The organism is Variovorax sp. J2P1-31, from assembly GCF_030317215.1.
Lineage (GTDB): Bacteria > Pseudomonadota > Gammaproteobacteria > Burkholderiales > Burkholderiaceae_C > Variovorax.
The window spans coordinates 2,141,303-2,157,038 of the sequence record NZ_JASZYA010000001.1 but is presented as its reverse complement, the minus strand read 5'-3'; the positions used below and the strand labels follow the sequence as shown (position 1 = coordinate 2,157,038).

The window sequence follows — 15,736 nt, the reverse complement described above, 5'->3', positions numbered from 1 at the left end:
TCGGTGCGCGCGGCACCCGCTTAGAACTTGAGCGACAGCGTGACCATCGCGGTGCGGCCCGGGCCGACGAAGTAGCCGCCGCCCTGCATCTCGGCGTAGTTCTTGTCCATCAGGTTGTTGATGGCCAGGCGCAGCGTGGTGTGGCGGTTGAGCTCGTAGCTGGCCCAGAGGTCGTAGAGGTGCCAGGCCTTCTGGTTGTAGGCATCGCCCTGCACGGTCCAGACGCTGGTGGTGGCGGTGGGCGACTGGAAGCGCATGCGGCCGCCCAGCGTGAGCTTGTCGTCGAGAAGCCGCACGCCGGCCGAGACGCTGAGGTTCTTGCGTGGCGGCAGCGTGTACCAGATGTTGGCGTCGCCCGGCGTGCCCAGCGTGTTCGACGGGAAACCCATCATGCTGCCGAGCGGGAAGGGGTCGTAGCCGCCCTTGCCGGTCTTCACCATCATGTGGGTGTAGCTCAGCGAACCGAACACGCGGCCGGTGTCGTAGTCGGCCTGCAGCTCGAGGCCCTTGCTGCGGAAGGGATCGTCGAGGTTGACGTAGGCATAGGGACCGAGCAGGCCGCCGCCCGCGGTATCGTTGGGCGCCATGATGCGGCCCAGCGTGACGTAGTTCTTGACCTTGCTGTCGAACCAGGCGGCCTTGACGCGCAGCGCATCGCGGCCGGTCAGCAAGCCCTTGAAGACCGCGTTCACGCCCAGCTCCTGGTTGCGCGAGTACTCGGCGCGCAGGTCGGGGTTGGGGTAGTAGGGGAACAGGCTGCCCACGTGCTGGCCCCACTGCAGCGATTCGGTGATCGCCGGCGGCCGCATGCCGCGCCCGATGTTGGCGAAGAACTGCAGTTCCTCGATCGGCTTGAGCGCCACCGACAGCCGCGGCGCCCACGCGCCGCCGTGGCGGTCGGTCTGGAAGCGGGTGTAGAGCGCGGTGGTCGAGGGCCGCACGCCCGCGGGGTTGCTGATCGAGCCGATGCGCATGCGCCCGTCGCCCTGCAGGCCGTACCAGTCGTAGCGCAGGCCGCCGGTCACCTCGAGCCAGCCGCCGTGCAGCAGCGTGGCCTCGCCGAACAGGCTGGCGACGGTGCGTTTGCCCTCGGGCGTGGAGCCGGTGTAGAGCGCGGTGGTGCCCGCATCGGCGCCGATCGACAGCGCCTGTGCCTGCGGGCTGGTCCAGTCGTGGAAGAACTCGCCGCCGGTCTTGAGCACCGCGTCGGTGGTCTTCGCGAGCGCCAGGCGGGCCGTGTTCTCGAGCGTGCCGCCGACGGTGCTGGTCTGGTAGCGCAGCTGGTAGGCGTTGTCGTCGAGCTGGCCGCCGGCATGGCGGAAGGCTTCGTTGCGCGTGCGGGTGTAGTAGAGGCTGGTCCTGAGGTCGATCAGTTTGGAATCGGCCGGGTTCCAGCTGTAGTTGGCCAGCAGCGTGTCGGTGCGCACATGGTTCGTGAGGCCGCCGGCCGAGGCCGACTGCGCCTTCTCGCCGAACTTCGCGTCGAGCCCGATGTAGCTCAGCTTGACCTGGTGGCCCGGCGCGAAGCGCCAGGTGCCCTTGAGCAGCGCCGAGGTCTGGTCCTGGTCGGTGAGCTGGCTGATGCCGTGCACCACCGCGTCGAGACCTTCGCGCACCGAGCCGCGTCGGCCCTTCTCGAACGCGCCGACCTTCTTGCGGCTCAGCACCATCACGCCGTCGAAATCCTCGCCGGCCTTGAGGCCCAGCGCGGCGCTGCCCGCGAAGTCGTAGGCGTTGCTGCCGGTGGTGGTGTTCACGCGGCCGCCCAGCGTCTGGCCGTCCTGCAGCAGGTCGGCCACCTCCAGCGTGCGGAAGTTGACCAGGCCCGCGATCATGCCGGCGCCGCCCACAGTCGAGGTCGGGCCCTTGGCGATGTCGGCGCCGCCCAGCAGTTCCGGGTCGAGGTAGACCGAGCCGTTGGAGCCGTGGCCGCTCTGCTGGTAGTTCTGGCGCGTGCCGTCGATCATCACGTTGACGCGGCCGAAGTCCTGCAGCCCGCGGATGTTCACGCTGATGCCCGGGTCCATGCGCGACTGCGAGGTGTAGACGCCCGGCACGTCGGTCAGCAGGTCGGCGGTGTTGCGCGGTGGCAGCCGGTCGATCTCCTCGCGCGTGATCACCGCCACCGAACCGGGCGTGTCGTAGACCTCCTGGCGCCGGTCGCGCGCGGCGGTCACGGTGGTGGTCGGCAGCGTGACCTCGGCGGCCGGCGGTGGCGCGGCGTTGGCGGCATGTGGCGCGGCCGAGCCCACCAGCGGCTCGCGGGTCTGCAGCACGTAGTGGCCCGGGGCCTGCAGCCGCGCCACATAGCCGCTGCCGTCGAGCAGGCGCGTGAGCCCGCTCTCCACCGAGAAGCTGCCCTCCAGCCCGCGGCTGCGCAGGCCGTCGACCTGCTGCGGCGTGAAGGACAGCGTGATGCCGGCCTGGCGCGCGAAGCGGTTGAGCGCGTCGTCGAGCGGGCCCGCGACGATGCGGTAGGCGCGTGCCCCGGCATCGGCGGCCGCGGGCGCCTGCGCGAAGGCGGAAGAAGGCAGCAGCGCCAGACACAGCGCGCCGTGCAGGCAGACCGCCAGCGTGGAAGGCCGGAAGCGGGCGGGCAGATGTGGAAGTGGCATGAGGGGCAAAGAAAAGCGATGTGTCCTGTCCATGCCGGACGGGACGGCGAAACCCGACAGAAAAAGCGAAAAAGATTCTTTCTCTCAGCGCATCGAGACCTGCACCCAGAAGCGGGTGCGGTAGTCGATGCGCACCGGCAGCACGCTGGGCAGGACCGCCAGCAGCCGCTCGGTGTCGTCGAGGCGGTAGACGCCCGACAGCCGCAGCTCGGCCGCGCGCGGGTCGCAACCGATGTGGCCGCTGCGGTAGCGGCCGAGCTCGGCCAGGAAGTCGCCCAGCCGCATGTCACGGATGACCAGTGCGCCGTCGGTCCAGCCCGTGAGGTCGAGGCCACCGGTGTCGGCGGGCACGGCCTCGCTGCGGCTCAGTCGGTAGACCGTGCCGGCGCGCGCGACCCCGCGCTCGGCGCCCGCGGCGGCCAGCGCCGGCTGCATCGCCACCGCGCCTTCCTCGACCGACAGCAGGCTGTCGTCGGCATCGAGCCGCACCACGAACTGCGTGCCCAGCGCCTCGAGCAGGCCGTCGCGCGTCTGCACGCGCAGCGGACGCTTGATGGCCGAGGCGGTGTCCACGCCCGAAAGCAGCGCGATCTCGCCGCGCGTGAGCACCAGCAGGCGCTGCGTGCCGTCGAAACGCAGCTGCACCGCAGTGTCGGTGTTGAGCGCGAGCGTGCTGCCGTCGGCGAGCGTGAAGCTGCGCCGCTCGCCCTTGGCCGTGCTGTAGTCGGCCGTGAGGCGTTGCCAGGGCGCGAGCTCGGCGCTGAGCCAGGCGACCGGGCCCACGATGGCCGCGCCGACCGACAGATTGGCCAGCAGGCGCCGCCGGCTCAGGCGCTGGGCGCCGGCCTGCAGCGCTTCGAAGGATGCACCGCCCGCGCCCTGGGGCAGGGCGCCGAAGTCTGCGCGCAGGGCCTGGCCGACCTCCTGCGCGCGCTGCCAGGCGCGTTCGTGCTCGGGGTCGGCGTTGCGCCATTGCGCGAACGCGCGCTGCGTGCGCGCATCGGCAGCGCCCGATTGCAACCGGACCATCCAGCCGAAGGCCTGGCGCACCGCGGAGGGCGCCGGAGTGGCAGGCTGCGGCATGTCAGTCGGCCAGCACGAGGTGGCAGTGGTAGAGCGCCTCGGCCACATAGCGCTCGATCGAACGCACCGTCACGCCCATGCGCTGCGCGATCTCGGCATAGGGCAGTTCCTCGATCTGCGCCAGCAGGAAGGCGGTGCGCACCTTGGGCTTGAGCCCGTCGAGCAGGCGGTCGATGCGCGCCAGCGCCTCGACGATCAGCAACTGCGCCTCGGGCGAGGGCGCGAGCTGCTCGGGCTGCAGCGCCAGCGCTTCCTGGTAGGCGCGCTCGATCTCCTGGCGGCGCCAGCTGTCGATCACCAGCCCCTTGGCGATGGTCGTGAGGAAGGCCCGCGGTTCGGCGATGCGCGTGCGATGGCGCGAGGCCAGCACCCGAACGAAGGTGTCGTGCGCGATGTCCGCCGCGTCGGCCGCGTTCGCCAGCTTCTTGCGCAGCCACATCTGCAGCCAGCCGTGATGCGCGAGGTAGAGCGATTCGACGGCGGGGGCAAAGGCAGGCGGCGGCAGGGCGGACACAGGGAAGAAGCTCCGTTCGGGCGAGCTGCTTCACTGTCGGAACGTGCCGGATGCAACAACTCAAATGAGAATTGTTCGCATTGTATTCCGAGTTGTCAAAACCCTAGCGCTCACCCTTGCGATAAGGCTTCATCAGCGCCTGCGGATAGCTGGCCTTGCGTGCCACCAGTACCAGCGCCAGGATCGACAGCAGGTAGGGCAGCATCAGGTACAGCTGGTAGGGCAGCGCGGCATCGCCCGACTGCTGCAGCCGCAGCTGCAGCGCGTCGAAGAAGGCGAACAGCAGCGCGCCCAGCAGCGCCTTGCCGGGCCGCCAGGAGGCGAACACCACCAGCGCCACGCAGATCCAGCCGCGGCCGTTGACCATGTTGAAGAAGAAGGCGTTGAAGGCCGACAGCGTGAGGAAGGCGCCGGCCACGCCCATCAGCGCCGAGCCCGCCACGATGGCGCCGGTGCGCGTGGCCGCGACCGACACGCCCTGGCCCTCGGCCGCCTGCGGGTTCTCGCCCACCATGCGCACCGCCAGGCCGACCGGCGTGCGCAGCAGCACCCAGGCGACCACCGGCACCGCCAGCAGCGCGAACAGCGTCAGCGCGGTCTGGGCGTTGAGGATCGGGATCGGCAGCCAGTCCATGGGCGCGAAGGGCGTGACGGTCGGCGGCGTGCTCACCTTGGGAAAGCTCACGCGGTAGCCGAAGTAGCTCAGCGCCGTGGCCAGCAGCGTGATGCCCAGGCCCGACACGTGCTGCGACAGCGCGAGCCCGACCGTGAGAAAAGCATGCAGCAACCCGAACACCGCGCCGGTGAGCGCGGCCACGCCGACGCCGACCCACAGCGGTGCGCCGAGGTACACCGCGAGCCAGCCGGTGAAGGCGCCCGCGACCATGATCCCTTCGATGCCGAGGTTGAGCACGCCCGCGCGCTCGCACAGCAGCACGCCCAGCGTGCCGAGGATCAGCGGCGTGGCGATGCGCAGCGTGGCCACCCAGAAGGAGGCGTTGGAGAGGATGTCGAAGAGGTCGGTCATGTCGAAGTGGGTGGATGCGGACATCCGGACGCAGAAGGCGCAGAGATTTCGCAGAAGACGCGAAAGAAGACATTGAAACTTTCTTGCGTCTTCTGCGAGACCTTGGCGTCCTCTGCGTCCAAAAATCCGTCTTTTGAAGCGCCGTGCGTCATGCCCGCCGCACCCGGTACTGCGTCAGCAGCGTGGCCACCAGCACCGCGATCAGCGAGGCCGCGACGATCACGTCGGCGATGTAGGTCGGCACACCGACCGCGCGGCTCATGCTGTCGGCGCCGACCAGCACGCCGGCCACGAACACGCCCGCGGCAATCACGCCCAGCGGATGCAGGCCGGCGAGCATCGCGATCACGATGCCGGTGTAGCCGTAGCCCGGCGACATGTCGAGCGTCACGTAGCTGGTGCGGCCCGCGACCTCGATCGCGCCCGCCAGCCCGGCCAGCGCGCCCGACAGCAGCGCGACCATGACCACGGTGCGCGTCACCGGCACGCCCGCGAAGGCCGCGCCGCGCGCGTTGGCGCCGACCGCGCGGATGTCGAAGCCCAGCACCGTGTACTTGAAGATCGCCCAGACCATCACCGCCAGCGACACGGCCCAGACCAGCCCGGTGTGCACGCGGGTCTGCGGGATCAGCTTGCCGAGTTCCAGGTCGCCCTGCAGTGCCACGCTCTGCGGCCAGCCCATGGCGGTCGGGTCCTTCATCGGGCCGTCGAGCATGGCCGAGACCGCGAGCAGCACGATGAAGTTGATCAGCAGCGTGGTCACGACCTCGTCGACGCCCAGCCGGTTCTTCATCAGCGCCGGGCCCAGCAGCAGCAGCGCGCCGGCCACGGCCGCGGCCAGCATCATCAGCGGGAACAGCAGCCAGGGCGAGAGCGCGAAGCCGGTGCCGCCATGCATGCCGCCGACCGCGATCGCGGCCAGCGCGCCCGCGTAGAGCTGGCCTTCGGCGCCGATGTTGAACAGCCGCGCCTTGAAGGCCACGGTGGCCGCGAGGCCGGTGAGGATCAGCGGGATGGCGCGGGTCAGGGTCTCGCTCCAGGCGAAGACCGAGCCGAAGCCGCCCTGCAGCAGCAGCGCGTAGGTGCGGCCCACGGGGGCGCCGGCCCAGAGCACCAGCAGGGCGCTGACGACGAGGGTGAAGGCGACCGCGCCGACGGGCGCGAGCACGAGGGCCAGGGGGGAAGTCCGGTGACGGCGTTCGAGTCTCATGAGGGTTCCGTGCCGGCCATGGCCAGGCCGATGGCTTCGCGTGTCCAGGCGGTGGCGGGCCGCGGTTCGCCCAGGTGGCCGCCGTGCATCACGGCCACGCGGTCGCCCAATGCCAGCACCTCGTCGAGGTCGTCGGAGATCACCAGCACCGCGGCGCCGGCATCGCGAGCGGCGATCAGCTGCTGCTGCACGTACGCGACCGCACCGATGTCCAGGCCCCAGGTCGGCTGGTGCGCGACGATCAGCCGCGGCGGCTTGCGCTGGCCGTTGGCGGATTCGGGCGCCATCAGCGCGCGGCCCAGGATCAGCTTCTGCATGTTGCCGCCCGAGAGCGAGCGCGCGGGCGAGGACAGCCCCGCGCCGCGCACGTCGTAGGCCTTCTCGACCCGTGCCGCATAGGCGCGTGCCGCGGCGCGTTTGACCCAGCGCAGGCCCAGCGGCGTCCAGCGCGAGAAGGCCGGGCTGCGCAGCCGTTCGGACACCGCGTTCTCCCACACCGGCAGGTCGCCGATCACGCCCACGGCATGTCGGTCTTCGGGGATGCGCGCGACGCCGCGCGGCACCAGCCGGGCGGGCGAGGGCGGCAGCGCGCGGCCCATCAATTGCACCGAGCCGGCCACCGCGCGGCGGGTGCCGCTCAGCAGTTCGGCCAGGGCCACCTGGCCGTTGCCCGACACGCCCGCGATGGCGACGATCTCGCCGGCCCGGAGCGTGAGCGTCACGCCGTCGAGCCGGTCATGGCCGCTGCCGGTGGTGCGCACATGGTCGAGCACGCAGACCGCGTCGCCCACGCTGCGGGCCGGCCGGCGCGCGGTCTTCTCGACCGCATGGCCGACCATCCAGAGCGCGAGCTCCGCCTGCGTGGTGTCGGCTGCGCGCGCCTGCGCCACCAGCTTGCCGCCGCGCAGCACCGCCACGCGCTGCGACACGCGCAGCACCTCGCCCAGCTTGTGGCTGATGAAGATGATCGACAGGCCCTGGCCCACCATCTGGGCCAGCGTGTCGAACAGCGCCTCGCTCTCCTGCGGCGTGAGCACGGCGGTCGGCTCGTCGAGGATGAGGATGCGCGCGCCGCGGTACAGCGCCTTGAGGATCTCCACGCGCTGGCGCTCGCCGACCGACAGCTCGCCGATCTTCGCCTCGGGCTGGACCGGCAGGCCGAAGCGCTGCGAGACCTCAAGCAAGCGCGCGCGCGCCGCGCTGCGCCGCGAGAAGGGTTGCCACAGCGGCTCGGTGCCCATCATCACGTTGTCGAGCACGCTGAGGTTGTCGGCCAGCGTGAAGTGCTGGTGCACCATGCCGATGCCCGCGGCCAGCGCGGCCTTGGGATTGCCGGGCGGCAGCGCCTGGCCGAAGGCTTCGATGCGGCCCTCGTCGGCGGTGTAGTGGCCGAACAGGATCGACATCAGCGTCGACTTGCCGGCGCCGTTCTCCCCCAGCAGCGCCAGCACTTCGCCGGCCTGCAGCTCGAGGGAGATCGCGTCGTTGGCCACCAGCGCACCGAAGCGCTTGGTGATGCCTTGAAGGCGTAGAACAGGTTGAGTCATGAATGTCTTGCTCCTTCCCCCTTTGGGGGAAGGTGGGGATGGGGGCTCGCGGCCCATGTCATCGTCCTGCGGTGGCGCCTGCCCCCACCCCGGCCCTCCCCCGGCGGGGGAAGGAGTGAAGGCGGGATCACCTCCAGGCCGCGAGGAAGGCCAGCATCACCTTGGCCGAATTGTCGGCCGCGATGCCCATGAAGGTCCCCATCTCGTTCTCGCCGTCGCCGCCGCCCGCGAGGTCGCTGAGCGAGCGGAAGGCGATGTAAGGCACGCCGTTGCTGTAGGCGACCATGCCCACGGCCGCGGTCTCCATGTCGATCACGTTGGCCTGGAAGGTCCTGAAGGTGTATTCGCGGTAGGCCTTGTTGTCCATGAAGGCCTGGCCCGAGACGCCGTTGCCGCCCACCACGAGCTGCGGCTTGCGCGGCAGGCACTTGCCCGCGCTGCAGTTCGCGAGATCGACATTGCGGATGCTGCGCGCGACCGCGAGCATCTTCGGGTCGGCCTCGAACCAGAACTTGCGCTCGATCTGCGGCTTCGCTTCGGTGCGCACCTCGACGGAGCGCGGATGCACCATGCCGAAGTTCGGGAACATCGTCGCGTCGGTGATGAAGGGCGGCGCGCTGAACCGGCCCGGTGCGGTCTCGCGCGCCATCAGCACCTCGAGGTACTGGCCCCATTGCGCCGGCACGGTCACGTCGCCCACGTGCAGCGCGGGGTTCACACCGCCCGCGATGCCGCTGAAGACGATGTGGGTGACACGAAAGCGGTCGAGCACGCGCTGCGTGTTCATGGTGGCGTTGGTCATGCTGATGCCCGACAGGAACAGCACCACCGGCTTGCCTTCGAGCGTGCCGGTGGTGAAGTCGACGCCGTGCACGCTGTGCGTGACCGGCTTCTGCAGCCGCGACAGCAGCAGCGTGAGTTCGGGCTGAAAGGCCGAGATCACCGCGATGCGCGGCGTGTCGTCGAGGCGGGTGTCCTCGACCGCGCCCACGCTCTTGTAGATGCCGATGCAGCCCGTGAGCGTGGCCACGCCGGCCGCCAGCACGACGGCCGACAGCGCCGAGCGCCAGCGCGTGATCGCGGCCGTCTTCACTTCGCCGTCGATTTGGGCTGCGCGTCGTCGACCTTGACGGTGAACTTGCCCGCCACGATGTCGGCTTCCTTGGCCTTGACCTTGGCGACCGTGTCGGCCGGCACCTTCTTCTCGAAGGTGCCCAGCGGCGCGAGCTCGGAGCCCTTGTGCTTCATCATCGAATACTGGCCGTAGTCCTCGGCCGTGAACTTGCCTTCCTTCACCAGCTTGATCGCGCGGTCGGCCGAGGGCTCGAAGTTCCACAGCGCCGACGAGACCACGGTGTCGGGGTACTGGGCCTGGGTGTTGATCACGTTGCCGATCGCGAGCTTGCCCTTCTCGCGCGCCGCATCGCTGACGCCGAAGCGCTCGGCGTAGAGCACGTCGGCGCCCTTGTCGATCATCGCGAAGGCGGCTTCCTTGGCCTTCGGCGGGTCGAACCAGCTGTTGATGAAGCTCACGGTGAACTCGACCTTGGGGTTGGTCTCCTTGGCGCCGGCCATGAAGGCGTTCATCAGCCGGTTGACCTCGGGGATCGGGAAGCCACCGACCATGCCGATCTTGTTCGACTTGCTCATGCTGCCCGCGACCATGCCGCTGAGGTAGGCCGGTTCCTGGATGTAGTTGTCGAACACGCTGAGGTTGGGCGCCTGCGGCTTGCCCGAGGAGCCGAGCAGGAAGGAGGTCTTGGGGAAGTCCTTGGCCACCTTGCGCGCCGCCGCTTCCACGCCGAACACGTCGCCGATGATCAGCTGGTTGCCGCCGGTCGCGTACTCGCGCATCACGCGCTCGAAGTCGGCGTTGGTGACGTTCTCGGTCGCCTTGTACTCGATCTCGCCGCGCGCCTCGGCCGCCTTCAGCGCCTTGTGCAGCCGGCTGACCCACTGCTGCTCGAAGGGCGAGGTGTAGACCCCCGCCACCTTGAGCTTGGTCTGCGCCAAGGCCAGCCCCGGCGCACCCGCCGCCATGGCGGCGGCCAGCGCCACCGAACGAATGATCAATTGACGACGAGCTGTCACGGTTTTTCCTTGGGTTGTTGGTTCTTTGATCTGCAGAAAGCAAACGTCGGTGGGCGGCGCACTCTTCACGCGGGATACCGCGGAACCGGCTTCGCCGGGCCGCCGGTATCGCCCCCCAGTGGGGGGAGGGGCGCCGCGACACGCAGTGCGCAAGCCCTTCGGGGGGCGTCCTTACTTGGTGCCAAAGATCCGGTCGCCCGCATCGCCCAGCCCCGGCAGGATGTAGCCATGGCTGTCCAGCTCGCGGTCGATGGCGGCGGTGTAGATCGGCACGTCGGGGTGGGCGGCCTGCATGTTCTTCACGCCCTCGGGGCAGGTCAGCAGGCAGACGAACTTGATGGACTTGGGGTTCATCTCCTTGAGCCGCTCGACCGCGGCGATGGCCGAGTTGCCAGTGGCCAGCATCGGGTCGACCACGATGATGTCGCGGTTCTCCATCTCGCTGGGCATCTTGAAGTAGTACTCGACCGCGGTCAGCGTCTTGGGATCGCGGTACAGGCCGATGTGGCCTACGCGCGCGCCCGGCACCACGCTCAGCATGCCTTCGAGGATGCCGTTGCCGGCGCGCAGGATCGAGACCAGCACCAGCTTCTTGCCGTCGATCACCTTGGACGTCATGGTCTCGAGCGGGGTCTCGACCTCGATGTCCTGCATCGGCATGTCGCGCGTGACCTCGTAGGCCATGAGCATGCTGAGTTCGTTGAGGAGGCGGCGGAAGCTGTTGGTGGACGCATCCTTGCGGCGCATCAGCGTGAGCTTGTGCTGGACGAGGGGGTGGTCGAGGACGTGGACGTTGCTCATAGGGCGGAGATTCTGAGGAAAGGCGTGGCGGCGTGGCCGTGTTTTTTTCTAAACGGAGGGGGGAGAGTTTAAAAGACGGTGCCGTCGCTTTCGATCCGCAGGGGTGGTGCACCGTCACGCAAGCGCTGTGCCAGCACGCGCCCCGCGGCCCAGGTCCCGCCCTCGAGCACGCAGGCCAGCGGCAGTTCCTCGGCGCTGCGGCCCAGCAGGGTGCGCACGCGCGGCGCCAGTTCGTCCAGCAGCGCGACCGTGAGCGCGCGCCATTCGACGATGAATTCGTCGCTCACCTTCCAGCTGCGCGTGAGCGAGCCGGCGTCGCGCGGCACGATCACGCCGCTGTCGATCAGCAGGCCGCCGTTGCGGTACTCGGGCAGGCCGGTGAGCGCGTCGAGCCCGCGCACCTTCACGCCGGCGCCCTCGATGGGTTCCAGCAGCGAGTAGGTGAGCCATTGCGACAGCTTGTGGAAGGGCATCCAGCCATTGGTCAGGCCCGGGCCGTGCACCGCGCCGTGGCGCCAGCAGTCGCCCAGCGCGAAGGCCGGGTCGCCCGAGCCCATGGGGATGCCGCCGGGCGCGTCGCTGCCGTCGATCGCCAGGCTGTCGACCGCGTTGGCCGCGGGCCAGATGCGCGACAGCGAACTCAGCAACAGCGACAGCAGCTCGTGCGCCTGGACCTCGGCGGTCGGGGGAATGGCCGGGCCGTAGGGGCCGACCAGCGCGTCGAACAGCCGGCCCGGCCGGCCTTCCTGGCCGAAGACCTCGGGCTGCTCGGCCAGCGCCTCGCCCAGGCGCCGCAGCAGCATCGCGCGGCCGGCGATGCCCACCAGCGGGTTGACGTCGCTGATCTGAAAAGCCTGGGCCAGCCGGTCGGTCACCAGCGCCCGCAGGCCCGCGGCATCGGCCTGCAGCGGGCGCGCGGGGTCGGAGGAGAACAGGCCGCTGGTGAAGGCATGGAAGCTGGCCACGCCCAGGCCTTCGGAGCGCGTGAAGCGCTGGCCGCTGGCCGATTCGACATAGTGCCAGTCGGCGCCGGCGCCGGCATCGAGCAGCACGCTCACCAGCACCAGGTCGATCTGCACGCGGGCGCGTTCGCGCGGCGTGACCTTGTCGCCCAGCAGCCGGTCGAGTTCGGCCAGCCGGTCGACGCCGCCGGCCTCGAAATGGCGCCAGCGGCTGTGGAAGGGGATGCGGCCCGAAGGGTAGCGCTCGCGCGTCACGTCGGCCACGGTCTGCGCGGCGCCGTCGAGCGCGGCCGCGTCGCCGATCGTGAACCAGGTCGACTCGCCGCTGCGCGCGCGTGCCAGCAGCTGCGCCGCGCGTTCGCGCACGGCCGTCGTGGTGCGCAGCCAGGTGGCGGCCGCGGCGGGCTGGTTGAAATCGGGCGTCAGCTCCTGCACCGGATCGACGCGGCCTTGCGCGTCGGCGTGGCGCACCGCGTGGTTGGCGGTCGCGTGTTCAGGGTCCAGCCCGTAGTTGTCCTTGCTCATTCGGTCAGTCCTCGGCCCTTGGCCTGCTTGAGTTCGTCGGCGTCGGGCACGTGGCCCGGCGTGAAATAGCCGGCCGCCTTCTTGGCGTCCATCTCGACCTGCGCGTCGGCCGGGATCAGTTCGTCGGGGATGTTGACCCGCTCGCCGATCTCGATGCCCGAGCCGGTGATGGCGTCGAACTTCATGTTGCTCATCGAGACCAGTCGGTGGATCTTGGTGATGCCCAGCCAGTGGAAGACGTCGGGCATGAGCTCCTGGAAGCGCATGTCCTGCACGCCGGCCACGCATTCGGTGCGGGCGAAGTACTGGTCGGCCGTGTCCCCGCCGACCTGGCGCTTGCGCGCGTTGTAGACCAGGAACTTGGTGACCTCGCCCAGCGCCCGGCCTTCCTTGCGCGAATAGGCGATCAGCCCGACGCCGCCGCGCTGCGCGCCGCGGATGCATTCCTCGATCGCATGCGTGAGGTAGGGCCGGCAGGTGCAGATGTCGGAGCCGAACACGTCGGAGCCGTTGCATTCGTCGTGGATGCGGGCGGTGAGCTCGACCTCGGGGTTGGCCAGGTCGCGCGGGTTGCCGAAGATGTAGAGCGTCTGGCCGCCGATGGGCGGCAGGAAGACCTCGAGGTCGGAGCGCGTGACCAGCTCGGGGTACATGCCGCCGGTCTCCTCGAACAGCGTGCGGCGCAGGTCGGTCTCGGAGCAGCCGAAACGCTTGGCCACCTCGGGCAGGTACCAGGCCGGCTCGACCGCCACCTTGGTCACCATGGCCGCGCCGCCCGCGGTGAGGAACTTGCCGTCGGCCTGGAGCCGGCCGGTCTGCAGCGCCTCGATCACCTCTGGCAGGATCACGTGGGCCTTGGTCACGGCCAGCGTCGGGCGGATGTCGTAGCCGGCCGCGAGCTCGGCCGCGAACACGTCGGCCACGATCGCGCCCCAGGGGTCGAGCGAGACGATGCGCCCAGGCTCGCTCCATTGCGGGTAGGGGCCGATCACGTCGGTGGGCGAGGTGTTGGTCAGGTCGGCCTTGTGCTCGCGCTTGAGCGCGCCCGCTGCCACGGCCAGCGCGCGGTACACGCTGTAGGAGCCGCTGTGGGTGCCGATCACGTTGCGGTGCGCGCGCGAGGTGGTGGTGCCCACGATCGGGCCGCGCTCGGCCGCGGTGGCCGCGCCCCAGTGGATCGGCAGGGCGCCGAAACCGCTGGCATGCGAGGTCAGCCGGATGTGGCGCGGGCCGGCCGCGTTCACGGCCGTGGCCGCGGCGGCGTAGATCGGCGACAGCGAGACCGAGGCCAGCGCGTCGGGCTCGCCGGGCGGCACCTCGTTGATCGGCGGCGTGGCGGACGGCGGGGAGAGGAAGGACGCGGCAGGCGTGCCGGAGGTGGGAAGGGGAGAACTCGGAACGGTGTCGACAGACATTGCAGGCCCTCAAAAAATGCAATGTACCGAGGGACCCCGTGGCTGGCAAGCGCAGGGAGGCCATCGGCCGTAGGCGGGCGCCGCGACCGGTCCACGGCACAATCGACCCGTCTTTTTTCACCGGCCCCGCCTCCCGCTGTAACCCGCAGAGCGAATGAAACGAACAACATCCGGGAGCCCGCAGCATCTGCACGACGCCGAAGCGGCGCTGCACGACCTGTTCGTGCGCGGCCAGGCGGGCGACGCCGTGGCCTACCGCGCCTTCCTGGTCCAGCTGGGCGCGCACCTGCGCGGCTTCCTGGGCCGGCGGCTGTTCGGCTGGCCCGATGAAGTGGAAGACCTCGTCCAGGAATGCCTGATCGCCATGCACAACCAGCGCCACACCTACCAGAGCGACCAGCCGCTGACGGCCTGGGTGCACGCGATCGCGCGCTACAAGATGATCGACCTGCTGCGCGCCAAGGGCAGCCGCGAGGCGCTGCATATCCCGCTGGACGACGAGCTCGAGGTGTTCGCCGATTCCGCCACCGAGGCCAGCGACGCGCGGCGCGACCTCTCGGGCCTGCTCGACACCTTGCCCGACCGGCACCGGCTGCCGATCGTCCACGTCAAGCTCGAAGGCCTGTCGATCGCCGAGGCGGCCGAGAAGACGGGCATGTCGGAGTCGGCGGTCAAGGTCGGCATCCACCGCGGGCTCAAGGCGCTGATGCAGAAGATCAAGGACGCCCGATGAAGACCGATGCGCTGATTGCCATGCTCGCGGCCGAGGCCGCGCCCGTGCCCCGCCAGGCCGCGGCGCGCCGGCTCGCGCTGGCGCTGGGCCTGGCGGTGCCGCTGTCGCTGGCCCTGCTGCTGGTGGGCTACGGCGTGCGCCGCGACTGGGCCGATGCGGTGCAGCTGCCGATGTTCTGGCTCAAGCTGCTGTTCCCGCTGTGCATCGCGCTGGCCGCGGGCGTGATCCTGCAGCGCCTGGCGCGGCCGGGCGTGCGCATCGGGCGCGCGTGGCCGCTGCTGCTGTGCCTGCCCGTGGCCCTGATCTGGGCGCTGGCGGCGGCCGTGTGGATGCCCGCCGCCGCGCCCGAGCGCGCGACCATGCTCTGGGGCATCTCGTGGCGGATCTGCGCGGCCAGCATCCTGCTGATGGCGGCGCCGGTGTTCGTCGCGGCCATGGTGGCGCTGCGCAGCCTGGCGCCGACCCGGCCCGCGCTCGCGGGCGCCGCGGCCGGCGCGCTGGCGGGCGGCGTGGGCGCCGCGGTCTATGCGATGCACTGCATGGAGCTGGCGGCCCCTTTCCTGGCGGTCTGGTACGTGAGCGGCATCGCGGCGACGGCCCTGATCGGCGCGGTGCTGGGCCCGCGCCTGCTGCGCTGGTGAGGCGCCGCCAGCAGAGATCGGGCAGGCGCACGACAATCGCGCGCTGAACCCCAGGAGACCCCCATGGCGCTTTCGCTGTACGACCTTTCCATCCCCGTGTTCCTCCGCGGCCTGCACCAGCTGAGCCACCTGCTCGACAAGGGCCTGGCGCATGCCACGGCCACCGGCATCGACACCGCCGCGCTGGTCAACGCCCGGCTCGCACCCGACATGTACACCCTGGCCGGCCAGGTGCAGGGCGCGAGCGATGCCTCGAAGCTGGGCAGCGCGCGCCTCGCCGGCGTCACGGCGCCGAGCTTCCCCGACACCGAGACCACCTACGCCGAGCTGCAGGCCCGGGTCGCGAAGACCATCGACTACCTGAACACGATCGAGCGGGCCCAGGTCGACGGCTTCGAGGACCGCGCGGTGGTGATGAAGAGCCGCGGCAACGAGCTGCAGTTCACCGCGCAGCGCTACCTGCTGCAGTTCGCGCTGCCCAACTTCTTCTTCCATGTGACCACCGCCTACGACGTGCTGCGTCACAGCGGCGTGCCCATCGGCAAGATGGACTACCTCGGCAAGTTCTGAGC

General features: G+C 70.2%; 14 protein-coding genes. 3 read left to right on the top strand and 11 right to left on the bottom strand.

Features of this window, described 5'->3' with window-relative positions; translation table 11 throughout:
• Nucleotides 1-20 precede the first annotated feature (20 nt).
• The 11 genes from QTI20_RS10025 to QTI20_RS09975 all read right to left on the bottom strand — a co-directional run bounded on the left by QTI20_RS10025 (nucleotide 21) and on the right by QTI20_RS09975 (nucleotide 13,790).
• Nucleotides 21-2,615, bottom strand: a complete 2,595-nt coding sequence (locus QTI20_RS10025; RefSeq protein WP_286548151.1) for a TonB-dependent receptor — start codon at nucleotides 2,613-2,615, stop codon at nucleotides 21-23.
• An 84-nt stretch (nucleotides 2,616-2,699) separates the two neighbouring features.
• Nucleotides 2,700-3,698 (bottom strand): FecR domain-containing protein, encoded by a 999-nt coding sequence (locus tag QTI20_RS10020; RefSeq protein ID WP_286548152.1) that lies wholly within the window; start codon nucleotides 3,696-3,698, stop codon nucleotides 2,700-2,702.
• Between the two features lies 1 nt (nucleotide 3,699).
• A complete protein-coding gene (locus tag QTI20_RS10015; RefSeq protein WP_503011378.1) occupies nucleotides 3,700-4,203 on the bottom strand; it encodes a sigma-70 family RNA polymerase sigma factor in 504 nt (167 codons plus the stop codon).
• A 112-nt stretch (nucleotides 4,204-4,315) separates the two neighbouring features.
• Entirely contained in the window at nucleotides 4,316-5,239 is a 924-nt protein-coding gene (locus QTI20_RS10010; RefSeq protein ID WP_286548154.1) for an ABC transporter permease, read from the bottom strand.
• Nucleotides 5,240-5,387: 148 nt separating this feature from the next.
• On the bottom strand, nucleotides 5,388-6,449 hold the full coding sequence (locus QTI20_RS10005) for an ABC transporter permease (protein WP_286548155.1): 1,062 nt from the start codon (nucleotides 6,447-6,449) through the stop codon (nucleotides 5,388-5,390).
• The gene (locus QTI20_RS10000; protein WP_286548156.1) at nucleotides 6,446-7,996 is read right to left on the bottom strand and encodes an ABC transporter ATP-binding protein; all 1,551 of its coding nucleotides are present in this window, start codon (nucleotides 7,994-7,996) and stop codon (nucleotides 6,446-6,448) included. Before QTI20_RS10000 ends, QTI20_RS10005 begins: the two co-directional genes overlap by 4 nt.
• Before the next feature lie 127 nt (nucleotides 7,997-8,123).
• Complete coding sequence (locus tag QTI20_RS09995) at nucleotides 8,124-9,089, bottom strand: 5'-methylthioadenosine/S-adenosylhomocysteine nucleosidase (protein WP_286548157.1); 966 nt, start codon at nucleotides 9,087-9,089, stop codon at nucleotides 8,124-8,126.
• Nucleotides 9,086-10,036: a BMP family protein gene (locus QTI20_RS09990; RefSeq protein ID WP_286550942.1), complete on the bottom strand. Its 951-nt coding sequence runs from the start codon at nucleotides 10,034-10,036 to the stop codon at nucleotides 9,086-9,088. The genes QTI20_RS09995 and QTI20_RS09990 overlap by 4 nt, the downstream gene beginning before the upstream one ends.
• Nucleotides 10,037-10,258: 222 nt before the next feature.
• Nucleotides 10,259-10,888: a uracil phosphoribosyltransferase gene (gene upp / locus QTI20_RS09985; RefSeq protein WP_286548159.1), complete on the bottom strand. Its 630-nt coding sequence runs from the start codon at nucleotides 10,886-10,888 to the stop codon at nucleotides 10,259-10,261.
• A gap of 68 nt (nucleotides 10,889-10,956) precedes the next feature.
• Nucleotides 10,957-12,375 carry a URC4/urg3 family protein gene (locus QTI20_RS09980; RefSeq protein WP_286548160.1) on the bottom strand — a complete coding sequence of 473 codons (1,419 nt, stop codon included), beginning with the start codon at nucleotides 12,373-12,375 and terminating at the stop codon, nucleotides 10,957-10,959.
• On the bottom strand, nucleotides 12,372-13,790 hold the full coding sequence (locus QTI20_RS09975) for a GTP cyclohydrolase II (protein ID WP_286548161.1): 1,419 nt from the start codon (nucleotides 13,788-13,790) through the stop codon (nucleotides 12,372-12,374). The genes QTI20_RS09980 and QTI20_RS09975 overlap by 4 nt, the downstream gene beginning before the upstream one ends.
• Before the next feature lie 154 nt (nucleotides 13,791-13,944).
• Here QTI20_RS09975 and QTI20_RS09970 point away from each other — a divergent pair, with 154 nt between their 5' ends.
• The 3 genes from QTI20_RS09970 to QTI20_RS09960 all read left to right on the top strand — a co-directional run bounded on the left by QTI20_RS09970 (nucleotide 13,945) and on the right by QTI20_RS09960 (nucleotide 15,734).
• Nucleotides 13,945-14,523 carry a sigma-70 family RNA polymerase sigma factor gene (locus QTI20_RS09970; RefSeq protein WP_286548162.1) on the top strand — a complete coding sequence of 193 codons (579 nt, stop codon included), beginning with the start codon at nucleotides 13,945-13,947 and terminating at the stop codon, nucleotides 14,521-14,523.
• Entirely contained in the window at nucleotides 14,520-15,164 is a 645-nt protein-coding gene (locus QTI20_RS09965) for an NrsF family protein (protein ID WP_286548163.1), read from the top strand. Before QTI20_RS09970 ends, QTI20_RS09965 begins: the two co-directional genes overlap by 4 nt.
• 63 nt (nucleotides 15,165-15,227) lie before the next feature.
• Nucleotides 15,228-15,734, top strand: coding sequence for a DUF1993 domain-containing protein (locus QTI20_RS09960; RefSeq protein ID WP_286548165.1), 507 nt, complete (start codon nucleotides 15,228-15,230; stop codon nucleotides 15,732-15,734).
• Nucleotides 15,735-15,736: the final 2 nt, after the last annotated feature.